Here is a 26,687-nt window from a genome sequence, read left to right on the forward strand (position 1 = left end):
GTGGAATTCGAGATCGAGTCCTACCTGCGCTACCAGGGCGACAAGTTCGCCGGCTTCTTCGACGCCAACACCTACCTGCTGACCACCAAGGCCCTCGACTACTACGACCCGGCCTTCGACTACGACGGCGACCTGGTCGCCGCCCTCGGCCGCGCCAAGGCCGACTACCTGGTGGTGTCCTTCAGCACCGACTGGCGCTTCGCCCCGTCGCGCAGCCGCGAGATCGTCTACGCGCTGATGCACAGCGACCGGCGGGTCAGCTACGCCGAGATCGACTGTCCGGCCGGGCACGACTCCTTCCTCCTCGACGATGCCCAGTACCACTCCGTGCTGCGGGCCTACATCGACAACATCAAGCTGTGAGGGCTAAAAGATGAGCTTCCAGCGTTACGACTACGATGTGATCTCCAACTGGATCGAGCCCGGCGAACGGATCCTCGACCTGGGCTGCGGCGACGGCAGCCTGCTGCGTTACCTTCAGGATCGCCGCCAGGTCCGCGGCTACGGCGTCGAGAAGAGCCCGGAGGGCGTGCTGGCCTGCGCCCGCAACGGCGTCAACGTGATCCAGATCGACCTCGAACAAGGCCTTGCCGGCTTCGACGACGGCTTCTTCGACCACGTCATCATGAGCCTGTCCCTGCAGGCCATGCGCAATACCCAGGGCATCCTCAAGGAGATGCTGCGCGTTGGCCACGAAGCGGTGGTGAGCTTCCCCAACTTCGCCTACTGGCGCCATCGCCAAGCCATCCTCAACGGCCGCATGCCGGTTTCCAAGAACCTGCCCTACCAGTGGTACGACACGCCCAACGTGCGCTTCTTCACCATTGCCGATTTCGAGGCCCTGTGCGAGCAGGAAGGCATCGCGATCCATGAACGGCTGGCCTTCGACGAGGACAAGGTGATCGTCGAGGAGCCCAACTTCCTGGCCAGCGTCGCCCTCTACCGCCTCGGCCGCAACGGCTCGGCGGGCGGCTGACGGCCCGGCGGGGATTGCTCTATCATCGCCGGCGAAGCGAACAATACCCGGAGAGAATCATGAGCACCCCGCAAGCCGGCATCCTGCAGCCGCTGCCGCCCCTCGCCCGCTACCTGTCCTTTTCCCTCCAGCCCGACAGCGACGTGTCCGCCGGCCTCGCGGCCCTGCAGGCAGTCGTGGACGGCGAGCGCACAGTGGCCGGCATCGGCCTGGCCCCCGTCACGGCCCTTGGCAAAAAGGTCGCCGGCCTCAAGCCCTTCCCGCCGCTCAACGGTCCCGGCGTGGAGCTGCCCTCAACGCCCTTCGCGCTGTGGCTGTGGCTGCGGGGCGAGGACCGCGGCGAGCTACTGCACCGGGCCCGCCATATCGAGGAAGCCCTCGCCCCGGTGTTCCAGTTGGAAGAATCCTGGGACGCCTTCAAACATGACGGCGGCCGCGACCTCAGTGGCTACGAGGATGGCACCGAGAACCCCACCGACGACGCTGCAGTTGAAGCAGCGATCGCTGCCGACGGCTCCAGCTTCGTCGCTGTGCAGCGCTGGATCCACGATTTCCGCCGCCTCGAAGCGATGGCGCCGGAAGAGCGTGACGACTGCATCGGCCGCCGCCGTTCCGACAACGAGGAACTCGACGACGCCCCCGCATCGGCCCACGTAAAACGCACCGCCCAGGAGAGCTTCAGCCCGGAGGCCTTCGTACTGCGCCGCTCGCTGCCGTGGGCGGAAGGCCGCGACGCCGGCCTGATGTTCGTCGCCTTCGGCCACACCCTGGATGCCTTTCAGGCCCAGATGCGCCGGATGGTCGGCCTGGAGGACGGCATCGTGGACGCGCTGTTCCGCTTCACGCGGCCGCTGTCCGGCAGCTACTTCTGGTGTCCGCCGATGTCGAACGGCAAGCTGGACCTGTCCCGCCTGCAGGACTAAAAACAGCCGAAGGGCCCAGTCCGCTCAGTTCCCGCCCAGCGCCTCGAGCCGGGCGGCCTCCTCGCGGGCCCGCCGTTCGGCGTCCTCATCCTTGGCCGCGTCGATGACCTGCATGACTTCATCCAGGTCCACGTCCCGCGCGGCCTCCTCGAAGCGGCCCGTCAAAGCGCTGTCCGGATGGAGCGCCCCAGTCTCGTAAAGAGACCAGATTTCAGGGCCGTAGCGGGTCTCCAGCAACACCGGGGCGAACTGGCCGAAATAGCTGGCCAGGTTGTCTACGTCCCGCTCCAGCATCCGTTTGGCGTTGTTGTTGGCCGCGGCATCCACAGCCTGGGGCAGGTCGATGATGACCGGACCGTTCGCATCCACCAGCACGTTGTACTCGGACAGGTCGCCATGCACGATGCCCGCGCACAGCATGCGCACCACCTCGCGGATCAGGGCCGCATGGTAGTCGAGCGCATCCTCCTCGCTCAGCGCCAGATCATTGAGGCGCGGCGCCGGCTCGCCATCCTCGTCGGCCACCAACTCCATCAGCAGCACGCCCTCATGGAACTGGTAGGGTTCGGGCACCCTCACGCCAGCCGCGGCGAGGCGGCGCAGTGCATCCACCTCGGCGTGCTGCCAGGCGGCCTCCTGCTCCTCGCGGCCGTAGCGGGAACGCTTGGCCATCGCGCGGGCCTGGCGGCTGTTCTTCACCTTGCGGCCCTCGGTGTAATCCACCGCGGTGTGGAAGCCACGTTTGTTGGCCTCCTTGTACACCTTGGCGCAGCGGACCTCATCGCCGCACTGGACGACGTAGACCATGGCTTCCTTGCCACTCATCAACTGACGCAACACGCCATCCACCAGGCCGTCGGCGACCAGCGGCTCGATCCGGCTCGGCGTCTTCATACGCGCCGCTCCGGGTGCGGCCTGGCGCCGGCCGCCCGCGACAAGGTGACGATGGAGGATTCGATGGGGGCATCCTTGCCGGGGATGGAGCTTTGGAATTGCATGGGGAGATCCTGCGGGATGCTGCGTGAAAAAGGCTGCCGACAGTGCTGCCGGATGAACGACCGGCAGATGCGGGAAGAGACAGGAGAAAAATGGCGGGGCGCAGCGAAAGCATGCAGCGCCCGAATAAAGCGTGAGGCGGCGATTATCCCGCATCCGGCCCTATTCGACACGCCCCCGGCCAGCCTTGACGGCACTGCGGCGCGCCTTGCCCTCCAGCCGGCGGGTCACCGAACCCCGGGTCGGCTTGGTTGCGCGCCGCACCTTCGGCACCACAGCGACGCTATCGACCAGCGCCTGCAGGCGGCCCAGGGCCTCGGCGCGGTTCTTGTCGAGGCTGCGGTATTCCTGGGCCTTGATGATGACCACCCCACTCTTGCTGATGCGCTGGTCACCCAACTGGAGCAGACGCTCCTTGATGGCGTCAGGGAGCGACGAGGCGACAATGTCGAAACGCAGATGCACCGCCGTCGACACCTTGTTGACGTTCTGCCCGCCGGCCCCTTGGGCGCGGATGGCAGTGAATTCGATCTCGTCGTCGGACACACGGAAAGAGGGGCACATCGCCGGCACTTTAACCGATGCGCGGCCCCCGGCACCCCGTCACGACGCCACGGTCACCATCCACAGCACCCCGAAACGGTCCGTCACCATGCCGAAACAGGGTGACCAGAAAGTCTTGCCGAGCGGCATCTGCACCTGCCCGCCCTCCGCCAGGGCCGTAAAGAATTTCTCGGCCACCGCGGGATCGGCTGGCGCGACGGACAAGGCGAAGCCCTGGAACGGCGTACCGCCCTGGCAGCGCCCATCGGAGGCCATCACCAGCGCGTCGCCGATGCGGAAACTGCAGTGCATAACCTTGTCTTCCGAACCGGGCGGCAGCATGCCCGGCGGCGGCGGTTCGGGGTTGTCCCGGTTGCGCATCAGCATATCCACCTGGGCACCGAGCGCGTGCTGGTAGAACTGCACGGCCTCTTCGCAGCGGCCATCGAAGAACAGGTAGGGATTCACTTGCATCGCATGCCTCCTTGTAAGGGTTTGGGCCGGAGGCCCAATGGTCAAGGTGTAGGCGATGGCGGCACCGGCGTCCACCGAGGAAGCGCTCATCGTGGTCGATGCGGATGCCGCGGTATCGACCCAGTTGCTATCATTCGCCCCCTCATGCGCATCGAACACCTCCGCCAACGCCTCGCCGACCTGGGCGCCAAACCCGTGCACATCCAGCGCGTGCTGCGCGCGTGGACCCACGCCCTGCCTCTCGACGCCGGCCCCACGCGGCGCGGGCCGATGCTGCCGCAGGCCATCTTGGACGCCCTGCCGGCGCTCACCGAAGAACTCGCCGGGCTGGCCCAGGTGCGCTCCGAACACCCCGGCGAGGACGGCTCGGCGCGCCTGCTGGTACAACTCGCCGACAAGCAGACGGTGGAGAGCGTGCTGCTGCCGCGGGACGGCCTGTGCGTGTCCAGCCAGGTCGGCTGCGCGGTGGGCTGCCGCTTCTGCATGACCGGCCGCGACGGCCTGCTGCGCCAGGTCGGCAGCGCCGAGATCGTCGCGCAGGTGGTGCTGGCCCGCGCCCGCCGCCACGTGAAGAAGGTGGTCTTCATGGGCATGGGCGAGCCGGCCCACAACCTCGACAACGTGCTCGAAGCGATCCAGCTCCTCGGCACCGAGGGCGGCATCGGTCACAAGAATCTGGTGTTCTCGACGGTCGGCGATCCGCGGGTCTTCGAGCGCCTGCCGGAAGGCCCGGTGAAGCCGGCACTGGCCCTGTCCCTGCACACCACCCGCGCCGACCTGCGCGCCGACCTGCTGCCCAAGGCGCCGCCGCTGACGCCGGACGAGATCGTCGAACTCGGCGAAGCCTATGCCCGCGCCACCGGCTACCCGATCCAGTACCAATGGACACTGATCGACGGCCTCAACGACACGCCGGAAGAACTCGACGGCATCGTGCGCCTGCTGGCCGGCAAGTACGCGATCATGAACATGATCCCCTACAACGCGGTGCCCGACCTGCCCTACCGCCGGCCCGACTGGGACAAGGCTGCGGACATCGCGCGCCAACTCCACCGTCGCGGCATCCTCACTAAGCTGCGCAACTCCGCCGGCCAGGACGTGGACGGCGGCTGCGGGCAACTACGCGCCCGCGTCATCGCCGGTGAAACGCCGGTACGCATGGTCCGCAAACCGGCGGCCTGACGCCGCCTCCGCAACACCTCTCCCCCACCTGCCCCAACCACCGTTTTCCGCGCCCCCACGCGGAAAACGGTGGCCTCCTTGCGCCCTCTTCACAAACCAGCACGCGCCCTGCGCTGTACGAATCGGATTTACCGGGCTTGCAAATGAGAATAAACATCATTTACAATTTTCACAGCCTTACCGAATTTCACACTGTTTAACACCCGGGCTTTCAGCCAGCCAGTGCCGCCTGATACCGCGACCAGCCAGCCACGCCGGATCTCATTCCAGGTCTCGAAGGAACCGACATGGCACTGCAACGACGCCCGCTGGCGCTGGCAATCTCCCTCCTGTGCAGCTCCGGCGCATGGGCCCAGCAATCTACCGAATCCGACGGGGGGCCGACCTTGTCCGCGGTCAAGGTCAGCGGCGGTCGTGAGCTGCCGCCGACCTACAACCCACCCACCGCCACCAGCGCTACCAAGATCGACGCGCCGCTGCGCGACATCCCGCAGACCGTCAATGTGGTGCCCCAGAGCCTGCTGCGCGACCAGGCCGTTCATTCGCTGCAGGATGTGTTGAAGTCGGTGCCCGGCGTCGGCCTGTCCACCGGCGACGGCCAGCGTGACCAGGTGACGATCCGCGGCTTCTCGGCGATCGCCGACCAGTTCATCGACGGCCTGCGCGACGACGCGATGTACTTCCGCGACCTGTCCAACGTCGAGCAGGTGGAAGTCGTCAAAGGCCCCGCCTCGGTGCTGTACGGGCGCGGCTCGTCGGGCGGCCTGATCAACCGGATCACCAAGAAGCCCGGCATCGACCGCAGCGAGGTCAGCCTGCAGGTCGGCAGCTGGAACCAGCGCCGCGGCGAGGTGGACCTGGCCCGCAAGTTCAACGACAGCGGCGTGGCCTTTCGCGTCACCGGCGCCGTCGAGCGCGGCGACAGCTACCGCAATATGCAATTTCTGGAACGCGAGGCCTTCGCACCGTCCCTGTCCTTCCAGCTCGGTAGCCAGACCAAGTTGCTGATCCAGGCCGAATATCTGTCCGACCGCCGCTTGACCGACTTCGGCATTCCGGCCTACCAGGGCCGGCCGGTGAGTGTTCCGGCCAGTACCTATTACGGCGCCGCCAACGCCCGCGACGCGGACTACACCCAGACCCGCGTGTCGGCCATCGGCTTCACGCTGGACCACCGCTTCGACGAGGCCTGGTCGGTGCGCAACGCCTTCCGTTATTACGACTACACGCTGGACCGCAACAACACCCTGGTCGGCGCCGTCAATGAGAAGGCCCTGACCGCCTCCCTCAACCGCAGCAACGTGCGGCGCCAGGAAGACGGCTATTTCAACCAGGCCGAGCTGGTTCAGAAGACCACGCTGGCCGGCATGCCCCACCAGCTGTTGTACGGCGTCGAGGTCAGCCAGCAGACCAAGGACCAGCTGTTCCGCACCCAGAACAACATCGCGACCGTGTCGCTGTTCAACCCGGTGCTGCCGGTGCTGCCCTTCAACGTGACCGCCGCACCGTCCACCAACAACGTCGGCATCATGTCGGTGAGCAGCGCCTACATCCAGGACCTGGCCACCCTGTCCCAGCACTGGAAGGCCCTGGCCGGCCTGCGCTATGACCGCTTCCAGCAGACGACCCGCGAACGCCGGGCCGGCCAGTCCAACCTGGAACGCACCGACAGCGCGCTGAGCCCGCGCGCCGGCCTGGTCTATCAGCCGACCGAGGACCGTTCCTACTACGCGTCCTGGAGCAAGTCCTTTCAGCCGTCGGGCGAGAGCTTCCCGCTCGCTGCCAACAACGCCAGCATCGCGCCGGAGGAAACCACCAATCAGGAGATCGGCGCCAAGTTCGACTTCTTCAATGGTCTGGCGTCGGCCACTGCGTCGGCCTTCCGGCTCGAACGCACCAACATCAAGACCACCGATCCAACCACCAACGTCCTGATGCCCCTCGGCGTGCAGCGCACCAACGGCATCGAGCTGAGCTTCTCCGGCGATCTGCCCCACGGCTGGCAGCTGTGGTCCGGCTACGCCTGGCTGGATGCACGCATGGTGTCGTCGATCGCCACGGACGCCGGCCAGGCGGTGCAGGGCAAGCGCCCGACGCTGACGCCGGAACACAGCGCCAACCTGTGGCTGACCAAGGCCCTGGGCGGCGGCTTTGGCGCCGGCGCCGGCCTGAACTACGTCGGCGACCGCTTCGCCAATCCGGGCAACACCGTCACGCTGCCGTCCTACACCACCGTGGACGCGATGGCCTATTACCGCGTCAAGGGCCTCGACCTGCAGCTCAACCTGACCAACCTGTTCGACCGCAAGTACATCGTCGCCGGCCACGGCAGCAACGCCAACCTGAACCTGCCGGGCGCTCCGCGCGCAGTGCAGCTCACCGCCCGCTACGCCTTCTGAGGACTGCCCGATGCCTTCCAGCGACACCGTCGCCGTCCTCGACGGCCAGCCCTCCGCTGCCACGCCGCACGCAGCCCGTCCGCGGCGGCGCAGCCGGCGCGCGGTGTTCCTCGGCCGGCTGCGCAAGATCCATCTCTACGTCGGGCTGTGGGGTGCCGCGCTGGGGCTGCTGTTCGGCGCTAGCGGCATCCTGCTCAACCACCGGGCGGTGCTCAAGATCCCGGTGGAGAAGACCGTGCAGACGACCGTCCAGCTGCAGTTGCCGCGGAGCTTCACCAACCCGGACGAGCTTGCCGGCTGGCTGCGTGATGAGCTTGGATTTGCCGCGGGACAGGTGACCCAGGTGAAGACCCAGCCGGCCCGCACGGTGATCTGGGCCGACCGGGACGTGGCCCAGCCGGAGCGCTGGACCGTCGGCCTGCAGACGCCGACCCGCGGGGTCAGCGCCGAGTATTTCGTCGGCAACCGTTTCGTCAAACTGGAGCAGTCGGACGCCACACCGATCGGCACCCTTACACGGCTGCACATGGCGGTCGGCGCCAACGCCTTCTGGGTGCTGCTGTCCGACACCATCGCCGGCAGCCTGATCCTGCTGTCGATCACCGGCCTGCTGCTGTGGACGCAATTCCACCCGCTGCGCACCACCGCCGTACTGACCAGCCTCGGCGCCCTTGGCGCCGCCGGCTGGTTCATGTGGTCGCTGTAGGGCTTATTCTTCCAGCAGCAGTTTCTTGAGGCTTTCCGGCACGTTGGTCAGGACCAGCGTGTTGCTGGCCTTGTCGTACTGCACGGCGCCGGAGCGCAGGCCGCTGCGTTCGAACTCCAGCTTCCAGTCCTCGGCGCTGGCCCGGAAGCGGATCAAGGGCTTCAAGGCCCGCTTGTCCGGCACGAAGCCGCTGGCCAGGTCGAGGGCTTCGTCCTGCAGCGTTTCGCTGAGCTTCTGCGGCGCGTCGGGGAAGATCTGGCTCGCCACCGACTGCAGGTCGAGGGCCGCGCCGCTCTCGCCCATCTCCTCCAGCACCAGGTGGGCACGTTCGAGCAACTCGTCGCGCTCGCGGGTTTCCAGCTGCTGGGTGTCGGCAAAATGGCTCAAAGTCTCGACCAGCTTCTTGGTCTCCTTGAGGGCGATCACCACGTCGGTGCAGCCGAGGAAGCGCTTGAACCAGCCGGCCAGGTCGCCGCGCCCCTTCAGGAAGGCGATGTAGCGCTCGGCGCCGTTCTGCCAGGCCGTGATGTCGATGCGCCCGGCCACCTGCAGCGCGCCGAAGTCCAGGTGCGGGCTGTCGTGGATGCTGAGGCCGTCGCCGATCACCGTGCCGAGGGTCTCCTGCAGCAGGGCCACGTACAGGCAGTCGGCGCCGAAGATGGTGGCGCGGGCGATCAGCACATAGCCGCCGTCGTCCACCTTGTCCTCGTCGAGGCGCTGCTGCAGGTGGGTCACCATCTCGCGGGACAGGGTCGCGAAATCCATGCTTCCATCCACCGCGTGCTCGCGCACCAGGCGCGGCATCGGAAAGGCCCGCTCGTCCTTCTCGAACCAGCCATAGCCCTTGCCCGGCCGCTCGGCGAAGTGCCGGCACAGGCGCTCCATCAGGCGCGCGGCAGGTTCATCGACGGGGTTGGAAGCCGGCCGCAGCTCGACCGTGGACGCACCTTCGGCGGCCCGGATCAGGCGGTGGATGACGAGGTCGGCAATGGCCTGGGTGGACTCGGACATGGAGGACTCCGGAAACAGGGGAGCGAATTCTCTCACGCCGGGCAGAGGATCACGGCCCGTGGGGCGAATGAATTCGCCCCACGGGGAAGAGGCTCAGAAACGCATCTTGCGGCGATTGCCGGGCAGCTGGCGCAACTGGTCACGACGCAGCTGGCCGGCGGAAACAGGCTTGGCAGGCGCAGGGCTCTGCTGTGCGGCCAGTTCCGGCGGGATGTTGGCGCCCACGCCACGCGGACAGAAGCCGGTGGTGGCGCAGGTGCAATTGACGCAGGGCTTCTTGCCGGATGCAATATTCATGAGGGTATTTCCTGCTTAGCCGAACAGCACCAGCCCCCACACCGCCAGCACATTCAACAGCGCCACGAAGACCGCCGCGCTGCCGATGTCCTTGGCGCGCTTGGCCAGGTGGTGATGTTCGAGGGAGATACGGTCCACCGTCGCTTCGAGACCGGAATTGATCAGTTCGACGATGATCACCAGCAGCACGCTGGCAATCATAAGCGCCTTGCCGATGCCGCTGGCGGGCAGGAACAGAGCCAGCGGGATCAGCACGATAGCCAGCCAGACTTCCTGGCGGAAGGCGTCCTCGTTGCGGTAGGCCGCGCCGAGCCCGGCCATCGAATAGTGGAAGGCGTTCCACACACGGGTCAGGCCGGTCTTGCCTTTGAAGGGGCTTTCTTCCATGGCGGGCAAAATGTCCAAGCCTAGCGGCTGCCGGTGACAGGCAGATTATCGAGGCCGGCAATAAAACCACGGACTTCGGCGGCAAAGGCTTCCGGCTCCTCAAAGGGGGCCATGTGGCCGGCGTCGAGCTCCCGGTACGTGGCCAGCGGCAGACGCTCGGCCATGCGGTGCACCACCTGCGGCGTGGATACGGTGTCGTGCGTACCGGCCAGCACCAGCGCCGGCATCTCCAGCGTGGACAGGGCCGCCCGCTGGTCGAAACGGACCAGCGCGTGCATCGCCGCCCGATAGCTGTCGGGCGGGATCTGCGCCATCAGGTCGACCGCGTCATGGACGACCTCGGCCTCGCCACCAGGGCCAACCATCGTCGGAATCACGTCGATGGCCAATTCGCGCATGCTGGCCCCATCGTCCAGCGGCCCCAGGCGACGGTCGAGGAAGGCCTTCTGCATGGCCCCCGACGCGGCCCCGAAGGCCGGCGTACAGCAGGCCAACACGAGACCGGCAACCCGTTCCGGAAAGCGCACCGCCGTCTGCAACGCGATCATGCCGCCCATGCTGTGGCCGACCAGCACCGCGCTGTCGAGGCCGGCTGCGTCGAGCAGGTCCGCCACAGCGCCGGCCAGCGTGTCGAAACTCAAGGGGTCAAGCGGCGCGCTGAAGCCGTAGCCCGGCATGTCCCAGGCCAGGCCACGCCAGCCCGGCGGTGTCATGCGCGGCAGGATGTCGAGGGCGCCGGCCGCGCCACCGCTGACCCCGTGCAGGAAAAGCAGCCCGCGGGGTCCGCTGCCGGTCTCGATCCAGCGCGGTGCGTCCATGGATCAGGCCAGGCGGCGGTAGGCGCCACCCTGGAAAACCAACGGCGTCTTGTCCGCCTGGCGATCGAAGCGCGCCACTTCGCCGATGAACACCACGTGATCGCCACCTTCATGGCGGGCGAACTGCCGGCATTCGAACCAGGCCACACAGCCAGGCAGCAGCGGCACCCCGTCCAGGCCCTCGGTAAAGGGCAGACCCGCGAACTTGTCGTCGCTGCGGCTGGCGAAGCGCTGGGAAATGTCCTGCTGATCATCGGCCAGGATGTTGATCGCGTACACTGCGGCGTTTTCGAAAATGGGCACGCTCGGCAGGTGCTTCGACAGACTCCACACGACCAGCGGCGGCGTCAGGGACACCGAATTGAAGGAGCTGACGGTGAGGCCGATGGGTTCGCCACTCGGCGCGCGGGCGGTAATCACCGTCACGCCGGTGGGAAACATGCCCAGCGTGTCGCGAAAGGCGCGTACCGCCGGATCGTTCTTGGGAGAGGTCATATGAAATCGGGTTGTCCGCGCGCCGTCACGGCGGGCAGGAATCCAGTTTGGGGGGCTGAAATTATCGCCGCCCGGCGGGTCAGCGTCGAGAGGTAACGAAATTGAGTACGTTTGCAGAAACCCTGATCGCCTGGCAGCGCCAACACGGTCGCCACGATCTGCCCTGGCAGACCAATGATGCATACCGGGTGTGGCTATCGGAAATCATGCTGCAGCAGACCCAGGTGGAAACCGTCATCCCCTACTACGCGCGCTTCCTTGAACGCTTCCCGGATCTGCCCAGCCTCGCCGCCGCACCGGTAGAGGACGTGCTGACCCTGTGGAGCGGCCTCGGCTACTACGCCCGCGCGCGCAACCTGCACAAGTGCGCCCAGGCCCTGATGGCGCGCCACGGCGGCGTTTTTCCGGCCGATCCGGCCCAACTCGCCGAGCTGCCGGGCATCGGGCGCTCGACAGCGGCGGCGATCAGCGCCTTCGCCTACGGCACGCGGGCGGCGATCCTCGACGGCAACGTGAAGCGGGTGCTGACCCGCGTCTTCGGCATCGACGGTTTCCCCGGTACCAAGGCCGTGGAAAACCGCCTGTGGGACCTGGCAGAAAGCCTGCTGCCGGAACGGAACGTGGGCGTTTATACCCAGGCCCAGATGGACCTCGGCGCCACCATCTGCACCCGCGGCCGCCCCGCCTGCGCCCGCTGCCCGCTGGCGGAACGCTGCGTAGCGCTGCGCGACGGCCGTGTCACCGAGCTGCCGACCCCGCGCCCGCGCAAGGAAAGCCCCCAGCGCAGCAGCCGCTTTGCCGCCATCCTCGCCAATGGTGCGGTGCTGCTGGAACGCCGACCGCCCAGCGGCATCTGGGGCGGCTTGCTGAGCCTGCCGGAACTGCCCGAAGACGCGGATAGCACCGACTGGGTCGCCCGCCACTACGGCCTGGACGTCCGCAAGCGCACGCCGCTGACGCCCTTCCGCCACGTGTTCACCCATTTCACGCTGACCCTGCAACCCGAAGCACTCGAGGTCGTACCGCCCGCCCCAGCCGTCACGGAAGGCGGCCGCCTGTGGCAGCCCCTCGACCGCCTTGCCGACGCGGCCCTGCCGGCGCCGATCCGCAAACTGCTCGAACAACTGGTGCAGGACGACCTGTTCAGCCGACCCTGAACCGGACCAGGCGGTGGGACTGGCCACTGTTGGGGGGGAACCTCTGGAGCCATCCCACCCCCGCTTCAGACGCTGCCGTCGATCAGCTGGTGCTGCTGCAGGTAGGCGTGGATGATCTCAAGCCGGGAGATCGAGTCGTTCAGTTCGAGCAGGCGCTGGCGAGCCTTCACCGGGATTGGCAGGATCTCGGCCAGACGGTAGCCGACCCAGCTGGCGTCGTCGAAGCGGTGCGGCGGCGGGAACATCTCATCGCCGGCGTCGGCCACGATGGCCCTCAGCAAAGGCAACAAACCGTGCAGATCGGCCGGTACCGCCGCCACCGGCGGCTCGACAGCCACCTCCACATGGGCTGTCTGCAGGCGGTCGGAATGGATGTCCCGCGACACGATGCGGAAACGCTCCCCGCCCCGGCAGGTGATGAACAACAGACCGGGCTGGGACATGTCCCAGTCGGCAATGCGCGCCACCGTGCCGGTCTCGAACGGCACCGCAGGATTACCGACCTCGCCGCCCTCCTGGATCAGGCACACCCCGAAAGGTGTCTTGGTACGCATGCAGCGGGCCGCCATGTCCAGGTAGCGGGCCTCGAACAATTTGAGGGACAGCACCCCGTCGGGAAACAGCACCGTATGCAGGGGGAAGAGAGGAATCTCGACGGTGTCATGCATGGTGTGTCATGTCTCCCCGTGGGGGCGAATTCATTCGCCCTTGATCGGTTACGCGGTGATCCGCGGGCGAATGAGTTCGCCCCTACGCTTCACTCTCTCCCCAGCGGGGCATCAGTTCGTGAGGCACCGCGAGTTGGTCGAGGATGCGGGCGACGACGAAGTCCACCAGCTCGTCGACACTCTGCGGCCGGTGATAGAAGCCCGGATTGGCCGGCAGGATCACCACCCCCATGCGCGCGAGGCGCAGCATGTTCTCCAGGTGCAGCTGCGAAAACGGTGTCTCCCGCGGCACCAGGATCAGCTTGCGCCCTTCCTTGATCGCCACGTCGGCGGCCCGCTCGATGAGGTTGCCGGCCAGGCCCGCGGCAATCGACGCCAGCGAACCCATCGTGCACGGACACACGACCATCGCATCCGGCGGATTGGAACCCGAAGCCGGCGGCGCGAACCATTCCTCCCGGCCAAACACCCGCAGTTGCCCCGCCGCGGCGCCGAACCGCTCGCTCAGCATCGCTTCCACCTCCGCCGGCCGGCCCGGCAGGCTCAGGTCCATCTCCTGCCGCGCAACGATCTGCGCGACTTGGGAATAAAGCAGCCACACCCGGCAACCGGCAGCCAGCAGGCATTCCACCAGGCGCAGCCCGTAGGGCATGCCGGACGCCCCGGTCAGGGCAACGGCGATGGTCTTGGTTGATGGTACGGACGAGGTCAAGGCGGGATCCTGGCAACAAGCGGTTATTACAAAAGACGGCCGGAGCCGCACAAGGTTCCGGGCAGAAGGCAGGACGGGCGACGCTGTCCGCCCTTACTGGCCATGTTTATGCACCGCACCGATGCCCTCATGGGCAATGCCATGGGGTTCGGCCGCGTAGTGGCCGTGGAGCAGGCGGTCATGCACGTGGATGTCGTGATGGACCCGCTGCTTTACCAGCGAGCCGACAACCATCCCCACAGCGCTGGCCACCAGACCAGCCAGCTGGGCCGGCACAAAGGGATCCTCACCGCCGGCCAGATGCACCGCCAGCCACACGCCGATGCCGCAGAAGATGGACACCAGCGCGCCCTGGTTGGTCGCCCGCCGCCAGTACAGGCCACACAGCAGGGGCACGAAGGCCGACACCAGCGTTATCTGGTAGGCGTTCTCGACCATCTTGAAGATGCTGGCCTTGGAGTACATCGCGTAGAGCGTCACCAGCACAGTGAAGCTGAAGGTCACCACGCGCATCCAGAACAGCAGCTTGCGGTCGGTGAGATGCGGCAGCGCCGGCTTGAGGATGTTCTCGGTGAAGGTCACCGACGGCGCCAGCAGGGTCGCTGACGCACAACTCTTGATCGCCGACAGCAACGCACCGAAGAACATGATCTGCGCGACCAGCGGCGCCCTGGTCAGCACCAGCTCGGGCAGGATCATCTGGGAATCAGAGGAGATCAGGCGCCCCACCATGCCCGGATCGATCAGCGTCGCCGAGTAGGCCAGGAACATCGGCACGAAGGCGAACACGAAATACAAGCTGCCGCCGAGCACCGAGCCCCACACCGCGATCTTCTCGGACTTGGCCGACTGCACGCGCTGGAACACGTCCTGCTGCGGGATGGAGCCGAACATCATGGTCACGGCGGCAGCGAGGAAGGCGATCATCTCCTTCGGCTCGGCCGGTGGCAGGAAGGCGAACTTGCCTTCGTTGAAAGCGTGATTCACCACCGCCCCGACGCCACCTGCCATGCCGCTGACCTCGCCACCGATCCACAGCATGCCGATGACGATGATGATCATCTGCAAGAAGTCGGTAACCGCCACCGCCCACATGCCGCCGAACAGCGTGTAGATGAGGATCGTGCCGGAGCCGATCCACATGCCGGCCAGGCGGCTCACCTCGCCGCCCGACACCACGTTGAAGACCAGCCCGAGGGCGGTGATCTGGGCGCCGACCCAGCCCAGGTAGGAGATCACGATGGCCAGCGTGGTCAACACTTCCACCGTGCGGCCATAGCGCCGCTTGTAGAAGTCGCCAATGGTCAGCAAATTCATGCGGTACAGCGGCGCGGCGAAGAACAGGCCGACCAGGATCAGGCACATGGACGAGCCGAAGGGGTCGGCAACCACCCCGTGCAGGCCTTCGTTGAGGAAGGTCGCCGGGATACCGAGCACCGTTTCCGAGCCGAACCAGGTGGCGAACACCGTGGCGGTGACCATGTAAAACGGCAGATGGCGGCCGGCGACGGCGAAGTCCTTGGTGTTGTGGACCCGCGTGGCGGCGATGAGGCCGATGGCCACCGAGATCAGCCAGTAGGCGATGACGAACCAGAACAGCATCGGAAAAAAGGAAAAAGCGTTGGCGAATCCGCGGATTATAGGGACGAGCGGAGTCCGCGGGGGAGCCAAGAAGGCGTAGCCGCGCCGCCTTATGCCAAACGCTCGGCGAAGCGTTCCGCCGCTTCCGCCTTGCCGAAGTGCCAGCCCTGCAGGGAGTCGCAACCCAGATCGAGCAGCGTATCGGCCACCGCCGCGCTTTCGACGCCTTCCGCCACTAGGCCGAGGCCCAGATTGTGACCGAGCCCGACGATGGCGGCGACGATCGCACGGTCTTCCGGGCCGGCATTGATGGCCCGCACGAAGGACTGGTCGATCTTCAGTTTGTCGAGGGGAAAACGCCGCAGGTAGGCCAGGCTTGAGTAGCCAGTGCCGAAATCGTCGATGGCGATCGACAGGCCCAGCGCCTTCAGCTCGGCGAGCTGATGGGCGGCCTGCTCCACGTCGGCCATCACCATGCTCTCGGTCACTTCCAGCGTCAGCAGCCCGGACGGCACCCCATGACGCTGCAGGGCCGCAGCCACGATGGCGACGAAATCGGCACGGCGGAACTGCAAGGGCGAGATGTTGGCCGCCACCGGCACCATGCGCCGGCCTTCCGCACGCCATTCGGCCAGCTGGCGGCACAGGGTGTCGAGTACCCATGCACCGATCGGCAGGATCAGGCCGCTCTCCTCCGCCAGCGGGATGAAGCGGGCCGGCGGCACGTTGCCGAGTTCCGGGTGGGTCCAACGCAGCAGCGCCTCGGCGGCGATCAAGGTGCCGTCGGATGCCACCACCGGCTGGTAGTGCAGCGCCAGCTCGCCCCGCTCCAGCGCGCGGCGCAGCGCATGCTCGAGGGACAGGCGCTCGCTGGTGGCGGTGGCCATGCTCTCGGTGAAGAACTGCACACCGTTGCGTCCCTCCTCCTTGGCCTTGTACATGGCCATGTCGGCCCGGTCGAGCAAGGTCTCCGCGTCCTTGCCGTCATCCGGGTAGACCGCCACCCCGACACTGGTGGACAGGCTGAACTCGCAGCCCGCCAGCTGGAACGGCTCGTCGAGGGCCGCCAGCAGGCGCTCGGCGGATGCCTGCAGGTCCGTCAGGCTGCCCTGCTCGGGCACCACCACCACGAACTCATCGCCGCCGTGGCGCAGGACGCTCTCCCCATCCCGCAGCACCGACTGCAGGCGCCCGGCCACTTCCACCAGCAACTGGTCGCCGACGTGGTGACCGAGGGTGTCGTTGATGTTCTTGAAACGATCGAGGTCCAGGAAGCACAGGCCGACCCGCCGTCCGTCCCGGCTGGCAGCCTCGACGGCTCGTTCGACAGTCGGCTGCAGCGCGGCCCGCGACGGCAGGCCGGTGAGGAAATCATGGTCGGCAAGGAAACGGATGCGTGCCTCGTCGGCCTTGCGTCGGCTGATGTCGGAGAACACGCCGACGTAATGGAAAGCCGACCCTTCGGGCGCCCCCACGACGCTGATCGACATGTCTGCCGGGAAGCTCTCGCCGCTGGCCCGGCGTATCCAGACCTCGCCCTGCCACAGCCCGTCCCGCAGCGCCACGGCGCGGGCATGGCTGGCAAAGCCGCGCGGATGGGCCTGCGGGTCGAACAGCACCAGCGGCCGCCCGCGCACGTCGTCCTCGGCAAAGCCGGTCAGCGTGGTGAAGGCCCGGTTGGTCATCGCCACCCGGCGCCCGGAGTCGATGATGACGATGCCTTCCGAATTGTTCTCGAAGACCTTGGCCGCCAGCCGCAGGGCCTCGTCGCGCCGGTAGTTGCGCAGCGCGAAACCGATGTCGGCACTCATCTCCTCCAGCAGGGCCACCGTCTGCGCATCGAAGAAGTCGGTCTCAGCCTTGCGCAGCACCAACGCCCCATCGAGGCCGGCGCCGTCCCGGATCGGGAACAGCGCAAACGATCCCGCGCTGTCCTGCCCCACGCAACCGGGACACAGCTGCGCCGCCCCCGGCTGCGCCAGATCGTTGACGATCAACGCCTCTGCCGGTACCTGGCTGGCCGGCTGGCACCACAGCGCCACGCCGCCATCGTCGCAGGCGCCATGCATGGCCACCGGCCTGAGCGGACCGCCGTCCACATCCGGAAAACCGATCCAGGCCAGGTCCAGTTCGCCGAACTCCACCGCGATACGGCACACCTCGGGCAGCAGTGCCTCCGCGGTGCGGACGTGGACGATGGCCTTGTTGGTGACCGACAAAGCGTGATGGAGGCGCTTCATGCGTTCGATGTCGCGGTTGCGGGCATTCAGTGCCAACAAGGTTTCATCGAGGGTTCCGGCGAGTTCGCCAAGTTCGTCCCGGCGCGCCACGGGCACGCGGACCACCTCACCAGCCCCCGCCTGGCGCCGCCCGAGGGCCTCGCGGATGGCCTCGACCGGACGCAGGACATAGCGGGACAGCAGCAGGTAGACCAGGCCGGCCACCAGGCTGAGCACCGCGCCCAGCCCGACAGCCAGGTGGAGCACCGTCTCCTCGGCAGCCTGCCACAGGCTGCCCGCATCCAGGCGCAGGAACAGCACGCCGTCGTCCGGGCGGCCGCTCGTACCACCGCCCCCGACCAGCAGCACCGGCTCCAGCACGGCAAAGCTGCGGCTGGCGGCATCCAGCATGCGCTCGCCGTGCCGGGAGATCTGCACACTGCCCAGGCTGGCAGCCAGCGCCCGGTCGGGCAATGCCGTCAGCGGGAGGTCGTGCCAGCCGTGGTCGTTGGCGGCGATGACCCGGGCCGGCTGACCGGCCACCAGCAGCACGCGGGTCACGTCCCGCGCCGCGCCCAGAGCCGACACAAACCGGCGCAGGTCGGCCGGATCACGGGCGTTTTCCGCCGCCGCATAGACCGCCGACACGATGGCCTCCGCGCGCTGCTCGACGAGGGCCTGGAAACGCTCGACGATACCGGCGTACAGCACGCTGACGAGCAGGCCCATGCCGGTCGCCCACAGGGCCAGCAAGGGCCCGAGCAAGCGCCAGCGCAGGGACAGGAAGCCACTTCCGTTCATCGGCGCATGCCCTCTGTCCGCCGCCTCATGCCAGGCTGCCATGCCGGGCAATCAATTCGCGGGCAATCAGGAAGTCCTTCAGTGTGCGGCGCTGGCGCAACTGGGCGAGGTCCATCATGGCCCCCTGCAGGCGGTTCAGGGCTCGCTCCACCGGCCCACCGGCAGCCAGCAGCTCGCGCTGCTCGCCGTGGCTGACATAACGCAGCCCAGCCAGCGTGTCCTGCAATTCGGCGACGCTGACGTTCTCCCGGAGGGCCATGATGCGCAGCGCTTCGTCGGCATGTCGGGCCAGGAAGTCCATCGCCCTGTGGTAAGCACCGACGAAGGCCTCCACTTCGGCGCCGCGGCGCGCCACGAAGCCCCCGTCGAAGACCAGCGTATCGACCACCTCGCCGGGCACCTGGCCACTATGGAAGAGGACCTTGCCACCCGCCTCCTGCAACCGGCGGGACTCCGGCGGGAAGCACACGGCAGCCGCCACCTTCCCCTCCGCAAAGGCCTCCGGCATGGCGTTCTGCGGCATCGGCACCAAGCTCACGTCGCGAATGCCAAGGCCAACGCTGGCCAAGGCCAGCGCCAGCAGTTGGATGTGCAGGGTACCCGGCTCGATGGCCACCCGATGGCCCCGCAGATCGGCCGGGCCGGACATGGCGGGCGTGCCGATCAGCACATCGGCGCCGTTCGAGTAGTCCACCACCGCCGCGATCTGCGGACGCAGCCCCGCCTGGTCGGCGGCCAGCAGGATTTCCACCAGCGTCGCCCCGCAGCCGTCCACCTGGCCGCGCTCGAAGGCCCGCCGGGAGGCGCCGATGGACGTGAGATCAACCAGGCTTACGTCAAGCCCGGCATCGCGGAAGAACCCCTTGTCCCGCGCAATGTAGAGGGGATCAAAACCCGGCCAGGGATTGGTGGCGAACTTGAGCGGCTCCCGCCGGACACCATTGCATCCCTGTGCCAGCACGACGGCACCGACAGCGGCGGACAGGAAGCGGCGGCGCGACATGGGCACGGACAAGCTCATAAGCCGAATCGATAAATTGCTTTTCCGGCAAGTATGCACTGGAGTTTTAAAAATGCCCATGTCCCGAAACCGGCCGACACATTCGGCAACCCGCGGCCCCACCCACGCCCCCGTTGACCCCGGTCAAGGCCCGCCCGGCGGGGCACGCCTATAGTCCGCCGGCGTCATTTTTCGCCGCCCGGAACCCATGACTCCCCCGCATCCGATCGAACTGGTCTGCCCCGCCGGCAGCCTGCCCGCCCTCAAGACCGCCATCGACAACGGCGCCGACTGCGTCTATCTCGGCTTCAAGGACGCCACCAACGCCCGCAACTTCACCGGCCTCAACTTCGACGACAAGTCGATGGCCGAAGGCGTGCGCTACGCCCACGACCGTGGCCGCAAGGTGCTTCTGGCCCTCAACACCTACCCACAGACCGACAACTGGTCCAGCTGGACCGGCGCCGTGGATCGCGCCGCCACCTGCGGCATCGACGCGCTGATCCTCGCCGACCCCGGCCTGATGGCCTATGCGCGCAAGACCCACCCGCAGCTGCGCCTGCACCTGTCGGTCCAGGGCTCGGCCACCAGCTACGACGCCATCAATTTCTACTACGAACGTTTCGGCATTTCGCGTGCGGTGCTGCCGCGGGTGCTGTCCCTGGCCCAGGTGGAGCACGTGATCGCCAACACCCCGGTGGAGATCGAGGTGTTCGGCTTCGGCGGGCTGTGCGTGATGGTCGAGGGGCGCTGCGCGCTGTCGGCCTACGCCACCGGCGAATCCCCCAACTGCAACGGCGCCTGCTCGCCGGGCAAACACGTGCGCTGGGAGCAGACCCCGAAGGGCATGGAAACCCGCCTCAACGGCATCCTCATCGACCGCTTCGCCGACGGCGAGCGGGCCGGCTACCCGACCCTCTGCAAGGGCCGCTTCGACGTCAACGGCGAGACCTACTACGCCATCGAGGAGCCCACCAGCCTCAACACGCTGGAGTTACTGCCCGAGCTGGCCCGCGTAGGCGTTCGCGCGATCAAGATCGAAGGCCGCCAGCGCAGCCCCGCCTACGTGACCCAGGTCACCAAGGTATGGCGCGCCGCCATCGATCGGCTGCAGGCCGACACCGCCCCCTTCCGCGTCGAGGCCGCGTGGATGGCCGAACTCAACAAGGTTTCCGAAGGCCAGAGCCACACCCTCGGCGCCTACTACCGTCCCTGGAAGTGATGTGATGAAACTCGCCCTCGGTCCCCTGCTCTACTACTGGCCCCGCCAGGCCACGCTGACTTTCTACGCCGACATGGCGGATGCCCCGGTGGATATCGTCTATCTCGGCGAAACGGTGTGTTCCCGCCGCCACGAACTGCGCCTCAGCGACTGGCTCGAAGTAGCCGAAACCCTCGCCGCCGCCGGCAAGGAGGTCGTGCTGTCCAGCCAGGTGCTGGTCGAATCGGAATCCGACCTCAAGACCCTGCGCCGCATCGTCACCAACGGGCGCTTCCGCGTCGAGGCCAACGACATGGGCGCGGTGCGCCTGCTCACCGGTGGTGACGCACCGGTGGCGGACTGGATCGCCGGCCCGACGCTGAACATCTTCAACCCAGCCACCCTCGGCATGTTCGCCAAGCTTGGTGCCACCCGCTGGGTCGCCCCGCCGGAGATGTCACGCCAGCAGATCGCCGAACTGCGCGACGGCCTCGGCCGGCCGATGGAGGTCGAAGTCTTCGCCCACGGCCGCCTGCCGCTGGCCTTCTCGGCGCGCTGCTTCACCGCCCGCCACTACAACCTGCAGAAGGACACCTGCGAGTTCCGCTGTCTGCAGTTCGCCGACGGCATTCCGCTGAAGACCCGTGAAGGCGAACCCTTCCTGACCCTCAACGGCATCCAGACCCAGTCCGCCCACGTACACACCCTGCTCGGCGACCTGCCCGCCGTGCAGGCCGACGGCCTGGACATCCTGCGCATCAGCCCCCAGGGGGAGCACACCGCCGAGGTCATCGAGCTGTTCCGCCAGGCCCTGGCCGGCCAGCTTCCGCCCGCCGAAGCCCTGCGCAACGCCCGCCCCCTGCTGCCGGAAGCCCCGTGCAACGGCTTCTGGCACGGCCGGCCGGGCGTCGAACAACTCGTCACCGCCTGATTCTCCGGAGCGCCCGACCATGAAACTGCCCGCCTTCACCCTGCCCAAGCCGGTCGCCAGCATCGGCGCCCGCCTGCCCCAGCTGCCGCCGACGCTGGCACTGGTCGGCGGACTCAACCTGGCCCTCGACCGCATCCTACCCCGCGACACCCTGGAACCGCTGACCGGCAAGCGCCTGCTGCTCAAGGTCACCGACGCCGGCCTGACCCTGCGTTTCACCTTCACGCCGCGGGGCTTCCGCCCACTGTTCGACCCGCGCCAGCCGGACCTGACCATCTCCGCCACCACGCGCGACTACCTGGCTCTCGCCCTGCGCGAGGAAGACCCGGACACCCTGTTCTTCAGCCGCCGCCTGCTGATGGAAGGCGAAACCGACCTCGGCCTGCTGGTCAAGAACACCCTGGACGCGGTGGACTGGGATGCGCTGATGGCACGCTTGAGGATATTCCGGCCGCCGGTTGGAGCGAACTGAGCGGACATTGGGCGAATGAATTCGCCTCTACAGAGGGGCGCCGGCCTGAGCGGTTCAATTGCATGAGGGATTGATCCGTGGGGGCGAATTCATTCGCCCGCCCCTGCCGACTGACGCCACCGGCTCCCTCTGACGCCAGACCTCTCCCCCGCACCGCATCATCCCCGCCCCGCATCATCCCCGCCCCGACCCGGCTAGAATGAGGCCTGACGCGCCCCTCCAGCCAGCCCGATGCCTTCGCCACGCCACAGTTCTCCGCTCGCCGCCTACTTCGCTGCCGCCATCGGGATACTGATCGTCTACGCCTGCCTGCATCCTTTCACCGGCTGGCGGAACCCCGGCCTGCCGGTCTTCGACTTCCTGTCCGCCCCCTGGCCACGGTATTACACCTGGGTAGACCTGGTAGTAAACGTCATCGGCATCGTGCCCTTCAGCTTCGCGCTGGTGCCCGCGCTGGGCCGCCTGCCCCGGGTGCTGGCGGTACTGCTGGCGATCCTGATCACCGCCAGCCTCAGCCTGTCGGTGGAAACCCTGCAGAACTTCCTTCCCACCCGTGTCTCGTCCAATGTGGACGTGGGCTGCAACACCATCGGCGGCATCCTCGGCGCGCTGGCCGGCGCCCGCTGGGGCAGTGGTCTGTTCGCCCCCACCAGCGGCCTCACCCGCTGGCGCCAGCGGCGCATCGTGCCCGGCCATTCGGGCGAGATCGGGCTGGTGCTCATGGGCCTGTGGCTGCTCACCCTACTCACCCCCGAGAGCCTGTTGTTCGCCACCGGCGACCTGCGCCGCCTGTTCGATCTGCCGACCCCGCTGCAATTCAACCCGACCCGCTTCGTGAAAGTGGAGGCGGCCATCACCACCAGCCAGCTGCTCGCCGTCGGCCTCACCGCCAGCTGCATCATGCGCCGCTTCAGCCCGTGGCCGCTGGCGGCGCTGGTACTCCTCGGCCTCGGCGCCAAGACCCTCGCAGCGGCCGCCTTCTTCTCCCCCGGCGATCCCTTCCACTGGATGACCCCTGGCGGACAGATCGGCCTCGCCGCCGGCGCGGCCCTGCTCGGCGTGTGTCTGCTGCTGCCCAAGCGCAGCCACGGCATGCTGGCCGGCATGGCCCTGCTGGTCGGTACCGCGCTGGTCAACCTGGCCCCCGAGAACCCCTTCCTGCCCAGCGACGTAGAGCTGATCCGCCACGGCAACTTTCTCAATTTCCACGGTCTGACCCAGCTCACGGCCAGCCTGTGGCCCTTCGCAGCCTTCGCCTACCTGGGCCTGACAGGTGCCAGCGCGCCGGAAGACAAAGGCCGCCGCAGCTGATTCCGGGCTTCACCCGACTCCCCCAGGACGGGCGATTGGCCGATAATCGCGACACATTCCAACAACAGAACCACTCCCCCGGAGACCGCCCATGAGCTATTTCAAGCACCACGTCTTCTTCTGCTGCAATCAGCGCGGCCCCGGCGAAACCTGTTGTGCGGCCCAGGGCGCCGTCGAACTGCAGACCTACGCCAAGGACCGCATCGCCGCGCTGGGCCTGAAGGGCAAGGGCAAGGTACGCATCAACAAGGCCGGCTGCCTCGACCGCTGCGACGAAGGCCCGGTGCTGGTGGTGTACCCCGACAACGTCTGGTACACCTTCGTGGACAAGGCCGATGTGGATGAAATCATCAGCGAGCACCTGCAGCACGGCCGCATCGTCGAACGCCTGAAGATCTGATCATGCCCGCTACCGAAAACGCCCTTATCAACGGCCCCGACGGCCCGATCGAACTGATCATCGACACCCCGGACCAGGTCCGCGGCATCGCGCTGGTGTGCCACCCGCACCCGCTGTTCCACGGCGCCAACACCAACAAGGTCGCCCACACCCTGGCACGGGTCTTCCGCGACCTCGGCTACGCCGCACTGCGCCCCAACTTCCGCGGCGTCGGCAAGAGCGTCGGCACCCATGACAACGGCGGCGCCGAGACCGAGGACATGCTGGCCGTCATCGCCTGGGCCCAGAGCCGCTGGGGCGGCCTGCCGCTGGCCCTCGGCGGCTTCTCCTTCGGCGCCTATGTGCAGACCCGCGTTGCCGCGCGGCTGGCCGACAGCATCACCCCACCGGGGCGCATCGTGCTGGTCGGCACTGCCGCCGGCGAAGTCACCGGCGCACGCAGCTACACGACGCTGCCGGTGCCCAAGGACAGCCTGATCATCCACGGTGAAAGGGATGAAACCGTCGCCCTCGCCAATGTGATGGAATGGGCCGAACCGCAGGAGCTCCCGGTCGTCGTCGTCCCCGGCGCCGACCACTTCTTCCACGGCAAGCTGCACATCATCCGCAGCATCATCGAACGGGCGTGGCGCCCTCTCTGAGCGCAGAAAAGCAATGAAACTCGTCGTCTCCCTCACCAGCCCCTATGCGCGCAAGATCCGCGTCGTGCTGGCCGAAAAAGCCCTTCCCTTCGAGCAGGAAGTGGACATTCCGTGGGTTCCTGAAACCCACGTGCCCGACTACAACCCCCTCGGCAAGGTACCGGCGCTGGTCGCCGACGATGGCCAGGTGTGGTTCGACTCGCCGGTCATCGCCGAATACCTCGAGACCCTAGGCGGTCCCGAGCTGATCCCCGCCGACCGTCTGGCCGCGCTGCCCGTGCGCCAGAGCGAGGCCCTCGCCGACGGCATCACCGACGCAGCGGTGGCGGCCTTCCTGGAAAGCCGCCGCCCGCTGCCCAAGCAGGATCACGCCAACATCCAGCGCCAGCTCGACAAGATCCGCCGCGGCCTCGCCGCCCTCGAAGCGCGCCTCGAACAACGTCTGGGCCTCGGCAGCGAGACACTGAGCATCGCCGACATCGCCGCTGGCTGCGCCCTCGGCTACCTGGACCTGCGCCTCGCCGAGTTCAACTGGCGCTCCCGCCATACAGCGCTGGCCGCCTGGGCCGAGCAACTCCTCGCCCGGCCGTCCTTCGTGTCCACCACGCCCCCGCCGAACTGATGCCCCTCGAGATCCGCGGACTCGTCAAGCGCTTCGGCGAAGGCAGCGAGGCAAAGGAAGTGGTGCGCGGGCTGAACCTCAGCCTGCGCCCCGGCGAATGCTTCGCGCTGCTCGGCCCCAACGGCGCCGGCAAGACCACCACGCTGCGCTGCGCGCTGGGCCTCACCGCCCCCAGCGCCGGCGACATCCGCCTGTGCGGACTGCCGGTGCCCGAGCAGGCCCGCGAGGCCCGCATGCGGGTCGGCGTAGTACCCCAGCTCGACAGCCTCGACCCGGACTTCACCTGCGCCGAGAACCTGGTCGTCTTCGCTGGCTACTTCGGCATCCGCGAGAGCGAGATCCGCCCGCGCATTCCCGAGCTGCTGGCCTTCGCGGGCCTGGAAGGCAAAGACAACGCGCGCATCCAGTCCCTGTCCGGCGGCATGAAGCGGCGCCTCACCCTGGCCCGCGCGCTGGTCAACAAGCCCGAACTGCTGATCCTCGACGAACCCACCACCGGCCTCGATCCCCAGGCCCGCCACCTGATATGGGAACGCCTGCGCCGCCTCACCGCGGAAGGCACGACGATCCTGCTGACCACCCACTTCATGGACGAGGCCGAACGCCTCGCCCACCGGCTGGCCATCCTCGACACCGGGCGCATCCTCGCTCAGGGCAGCCCGCGGGAAGTCATCGCCGCCCACATCGAACCCCAGGTGGTGGAAGTCTTCGGTGAATGGACCGGCAACGGCCAAGTCGCCGGCCCCGAATCCGGTGCCGCCGCTTGGGCCACCCGCCATGCCGCCAACTTCAGCAAGCGCTGCGAAATCAGCGGCGAAACCGCCTTCTGCTACACCGACGACGCAGCCCCGTTGCTGGCCCACCTGGCCCACCAGCCCGGCCTGCGCACCCTCCACCGCCCGGCCAACCTGGAGGACGTGTTCCTCAAGCTCACCGGCCGCGAACTGCGCGACTGACCGCCCATGGATAACCCGTCCGGCCGCCGCGGCCACTTCGCTCCGCCACGCCTGTCCCTGCGCTTCGCCGCGGTGTGGCGGCGCAACTTCCTGGTCTGGAAGAAGCTCGCCCTGCCGTCCGTCGTCGGCAACCTGGCCGACCCGGTGATCTACATGCTGGGCCTCGGCTACGGCCTCGGCATGCTGGTACCTCAGGTCGAAGGCGTGTCCTACATCGCCTTCCTGGCCGGCGGCACCTTGTGCTACTCGACGATGAACGCCGCCACCTTCGAGGCGCTGTACTCCGGCTTCTCGCGCATGCACGTGCAGAAGACCTGGGAGGCCATCATGAATGCCCCAATCGCCCTCGACGACATCGTCGCCGCCGAGCTGGTGTGGGCCGCCAGCAAGGCCACGCTGGCCGGCACCGCGATCCTCGCGGTGATCGCCGCCTTCGGCTTCACGGCCTCACCGCTGGCCCTGGCAGCCATCCCGGTGATCTTCCTCACCGGCCTGTGCTTCGCCGCCCTCGGCCTGATCATGACCGCGCTGGCACCGAGCTACGACTTCTTCATGTATTACTTCACCCTCTTCATCACGCCGATGACGCTGATGTCCGGGGTGTTCTTCCCGCAGAGCCAGTTGCCGGATATCGTGCGCAGCGTCGCTGACATCCTGCCCCTCAGCCACGCGGTCAGCCTCGCCCGCCCGCTGCTGCTCGGCCAAACACCGCACAACATCGCCCTGCACGCCGGCGTGCTGGCCGCCGTCACTGTCGCCGCTTTCTGGCTGGCCCTGACGCTGACCCGGCGGCGACTGCTGAAGTGAG

28 protein-coding genes and 1 pseudogene are annotated in these 26,687 nt (G+C 67.5%); 16 read left to right on the forward strand and 13 right to left on the reverse strand.

Translation table 11 applies throughout. The features are described from left to right. The 3 genes and pseudogenes from metX to ACE3RX_RS13495 form a co-directional block, all read left to right on the forward strand. Positions 1-363, forward strand: a pseudogene (gene metX / locus ACE3RX_RS13485) (homoserine O-acetyltransferase); the annotation flags it as partial. A 10-nt stretch (positions 364-373) separates the two neighbouring features. After that, complete coding sequence (metW, locus tag ACE3RX_RS13490) at positions 374-976, forward strand: methionine biosynthesis protein MetW (protein WP_374484504.1); 603 nt, start codon at positions 374-376, stop codon at positions 974-976. A gap of 59 nt (positions 977-1,035) precedes the next feature. Then, complete coding sequence (locus ACE3RX_RS13495; RefSeq protein WP_374484506.1) at positions 1,036-1,899, forward strand: Dyp-type peroxidase; 864 nt, start codon at positions 1,036-1,038, stop codon at positions 1,897-1,899. Positions 1,900-1,923: 24 nt separating this feature from the next. On the opposite strand, the gene ACE3RX_RS13500 is transcribed toward ACE3RX_RS13495, so the two are convergent. From ACE3RX_RS13500 to ACE3RX_RS13510, 3 genes are all read right to left on the reverse strand, one after another. After that, a complete protein-coding gene (locus tag ACE3RX_RS13500) occupies positions 1,924-2,793 on the reverse strand; it encodes a PA4780 family RIO1-like protein kinase (protein WP_374484509.1) in 870 nt (289 codons plus the stop codon). Positions 2,794-3,057: 264 nt separating this feature from the next. Beyond that, a complete protein-coding gene (arfB, locus tag ACE3RX_RS13505) occupies positions 3,058-3,459 on the reverse strand; it encodes an alternative ribosome rescue aminoacyl-tRNA hydrolase ArfB (protein ID WP_374484511.1) in 402 nt (133 codons plus the stop codon). Between the two features lie 39 nt (positions 3,460-3,498). Further along, positions 3,499-3,912: a VOC family protein gene (locus ACE3RX_RS13510; RefSeq protein ID WP_374484513.1), complete on the reverse strand. Its 414-nt coding sequence runs from the start codon at positions 3,910-3,912 to the stop codon at positions 3,499-3,501. Between the two features lie 144 nt (positions 3,913-4,056). Between ACE3RX_RS13510 and ACE3RX_RS13515 the strand changes: the two genes are divergently transcribed. The 3 genes from ACE3RX_RS13515 to ACE3RX_RS13525 all read left to right on the forward strand — a co-directional run bounded on the left by ACE3RX_RS13515 (position 4,057) and on the right by ACE3RX_RS13525 (position 8,199). After that, positions 4,057-5,094, forward strand: coding sequence for an RNA methyltransferase (locus ACE3RX_RS13515; RefSeq protein ID WP_374484518.1), 1,038 nt, complete (start codon positions 4,057-4,059; stop codon positions 5,092-5,094). A gap of 287 nt (positions 5,095-5,381) precedes the next feature. Further along, complete coding sequence (locus ACE3RX_RS13520) at positions 5,382-7,493, forward strand: TonB-dependent receptor (RefSeq protein WP_374484520.1); 2,112 nt, start codon at positions 5,382-5,384, stop codon at positions 7,491-7,493. Positions 7,494-7,503: 10 nt separating this feature from the next. Beyond that, on the forward strand, positions 7,504-8,199 hold the full coding sequence (locus ACE3RX_RS13525; RefSeq protein ID WP_374484523.1) for a PepSY-associated TM helix domain-containing protein: 696 nt from the start codon (positions 7,504-7,506) through the stop codon (positions 8,197-8,199). Between the two features lie 3 nt (positions 8,200-8,202). On the opposite strand, the gene ACE3RX_RS13530 is transcribed toward ACE3RX_RS13525, so the two are convergent. The 5 genes from ACE3RX_RS13530 to ACE3RX_RS13550 all read right to left on the reverse strand — a co-directional run bounded on the left by ACE3RX_RS13530 (position 8,203) and on the right by ACE3RX_RS13550 (position 11,207). Beyond that, the gene (locus tag ACE3RX_RS13530; RefSeq protein ID WP_374484526.1) at positions 8,203-9,210 is read right to left on the reverse strand and encodes a nucleoid-associated protein; all 1,008 of its coding nucleotides are present in this window, start codon (positions 9,208-9,210) and stop codon (positions 8,203-8,205) included. 93 nt (positions 9,211-9,303) lie between these two features. Next, positions 9,304-9,507 carry a hypothetical protein gene (locus tag ACE3RX_RS13535; RefSeq protein WP_374484528.1) on the reverse strand — a complete coding sequence of 68 codons (204 nt, stop codon included), beginning with the start codon at positions 9,505-9,507 and terminating at the stop codon, positions 9,304-9,306. A 15-nt stretch (positions 9,508-9,522) separates the two neighbouring features. Next, positions 9,523-9,894, reverse strand: coding sequence for a diacylglycerol kinase (locus tag ACE3RX_RS13540; RefSeq protein WP_374484531.1), 372 nt, complete (start codon positions 9,892-9,894; stop codon positions 9,523-9,525). Positions 9,895-9,914: 20 nt separating this feature from the next. Beyond that, positions 9,915-10,712: an alpha/beta fold hydrolase gene (locus ACE3RX_RS13545; RefSeq protein ID WP_374484533.1), complete on the reverse strand. Its 798-nt coding sequence runs from the start codon at positions 10,710-10,712 to the stop codon at positions 9,915-9,917. A 3-nt stretch (positions 10,713-10,715) separates the two neighbouring features. Then, on the reverse strand, positions 10,716-11,207 hold the full coding sequence (locus ACE3RX_RS13550) for a flavin reductase family protein (protein WP_374484535.1): 492 nt from the start codon (positions 11,205-11,207) through the stop codon (positions 10,716-10,718). A gap of 101 nt (positions 11,208-11,308) precedes the next feature. Here ACE3RX_RS13550 and mutY point away from each other — a divergent pair, with 101 nt between their 5' ends. Then, the gene (gene mutY / locus ACE3RX_RS13555; RefSeq protein WP_374484537.1) at positions 11,309-12,364 is read left to right on the forward strand and encodes an A/G-specific adenine glycosylase; all 1,056 of its coding nucleotides are present in this window, start codon (positions 11,309-11,311) and stop codon (positions 12,362-12,364) included. A gap of 65 nt (positions 12,365-12,429) precedes the next feature. On the opposite strand, the gene ACE3RX_RS13560 is transcribed toward mutY, so the two are convergent. The 5 genes from ACE3RX_RS13560 to ACE3RX_RS13580 form a co-directional block, all read right to left on the reverse strand. Further along, positions 12,430-13,032 carry an LON peptidase substrate-binding domain-containing protein gene (locus tag ACE3RX_RS13560; RefSeq protein WP_374484539.1) on the reverse strand — a complete coding sequence of 201 codons (603 nt, stop codon included), beginning with the start codon at positions 13,030-13,032 and terminating at the stop codon, positions 12,430-12,432. An 82-nt stretch (positions 13,033-13,114) separates the two neighbouring features. Beyond that, the gene (locus ACE3RX_RS13565; RefSeq protein WP_374484542.1) at positions 13,115-13,744 is read right to left on the reverse strand and encodes a flavin prenyltransferase UbiX; all 630 of its coding nucleotides are present in this window, start codon (positions 13,742-13,744) and stop codon (positions 13,115-13,117) included. Between the two features lie 93 nt (positions 13,745-13,837). After that, complete coding sequence (locus ACE3RX_RS13570) at positions 13,838-15,346, reverse strand: sodium:solute symporter family protein (RefSeq protein WP_374484546.1); 1,509 nt, start codon at positions 15,344-15,346, stop codon at positions 13,838-13,840. Positions 15,347-15,435: 89 nt separating this feature from the next. Further along, the gene (locus ACE3RX_RS13575) at positions 15,436-18,387 is read right to left on the reverse strand and encodes an EAL domain-containing protein (RefSeq protein WP_374484550.1); all 2,952 of its coding nucleotides are present in this window, start codon (positions 18,385-18,387) and stop codon (positions 15,436-15,438) included. Further along, the gene (locus ACE3RX_RS13580; RefSeq protein ID WP_374484554.1) at positions 18,371-19,366 is read right to left on the reverse strand and encodes an ABC transporter substrate-binding protein; all 996 of its coding nucleotides are present in this window, start codon (positions 19,364-19,366) and stop codon (positions 18,371-18,373) included. The genes ACE3RX_RS13575 and ACE3RX_RS13580 overlap by 17 nt, the downstream gene beginning before the upstream one ends. A 187-nt stretch (positions 19,367-19,553) precedes the next feature. Between ACE3RX_RS13580 and ACE3RX_RS13585 the strand changes: the two genes are divergently transcribed. From ACE3RX_RS13585 to ACE3RX_RS13625, 9 genes are all read left to right on the forward strand, one after another. After that, positions 19,554-20,567: a peptidase U32 family protein gene (locus tag ACE3RX_RS13585; RefSeq protein WP_374484557.1), complete on the forward strand. Its 1,014-nt coding sequence runs from the start codon at positions 19,554-19,556 to the stop codon at positions 20,565-20,567. A 4-nt stretch (positions 20,568-20,571) separates the two neighbouring features. Next, a complete protein-coding gene (locus ACE3RX_RS13590; RefSeq protein WP_374484559.1) occupies positions 20,572-21,477 on the forward strand; it encodes a U32 family peptidase in 906 nt (301 codons plus the stop codon). Positions 21,478-21,496: 19 nt separating this feature from the next. Beyond that, positions 21,497-21,949 (forward strand): SCP2 domain-containing protein, encoded by a 453-nt coding sequence (locus ACE3RX_RS13595; RefSeq protein WP_374484562.1) that lies wholly within the window; start codon positions 21,497-21,499, stop codon positions 21,947-21,949. Positions 21,950-22,180: 231 nt separating this feature from the next. Continuing rightward, positions 22,181-23,260, forward strand: a complete 1,080-nt coding sequence (locus ACE3RX_RS13600) for a VanZ family protein (protein ID WP_374484565.1) — start codon at positions 22,181-22,183, stop codon at positions 23,258-23,260. Positions 23,261-23,351: 91 nt separating this feature from the next. Then, the gene (locus ACE3RX_RS13605; protein ID WP_374484567.1) at positions 23,352-23,660 is read left to right on the forward strand and encodes a ferredoxin; all 309 of its coding nucleotides are present in this window, start codon (positions 23,352-23,354) and stop codon (positions 23,658-23,660) included. A 2-nt stretch (positions 23,661-23,662) separates the two neighbouring features. Next, positions 23,663-24,301 (forward strand): alpha/beta hydrolase, encoded by a 639-nt coding sequence (locus tag ACE3RX_RS13610; RefSeq protein ID WP_374484569.1) that lies wholly within the window; start codon positions 23,663-23,665, stop codon positions 24,299-24,301. Positions 24,302-24,314: 13 nt separating this feature from the next. Further along, positions 24,315-24,923, forward strand: coding sequence for a glutathione S-transferase (locus ACE3RX_RS13615; RefSeq protein WP_374484571.1), 609 nt, complete (start codon positions 24,315-24,317; stop codon positions 24,921-24,923). Continuing rightward, positions 24,923-25,879 (forward strand): ATP-binding cassette domain-containing protein, encoded by a 957-nt coding sequence (locus ACE3RX_RS13620; RefSeq protein WP_374484573.1) that lies wholly within the window; start codon positions 24,923-24,925, stop codon positions 25,877-25,879. Before ACE3RX_RS13615 ends, ACE3RX_RS13620 begins: the two co-directional genes overlap by 1 nt. 6 nt (positions 25,880-25,885) lie before the next feature. Then, on the forward strand, positions 25,886-26,686 hold the full coding sequence (locus ACE3RX_RS13625) for an ABC transporter permease (RefSeq protein WP_374484576.1): 801 nt from the start codon (positions 25,886-25,888) through the stop codon (positions 26,684-26,686). Position 26,687: the final 1 nt, after the last annotated feature.

It is taken from the genome of Zoogloea sp. (assembly GCF_041914405.1).
In the GTDB taxonomy this organism is placed as follows: domain Bacteria; phylum Pseudomonadota; class Gammaproteobacteria; order Burkholderiales; family Rhodocyclaceae; genus Zoogloea.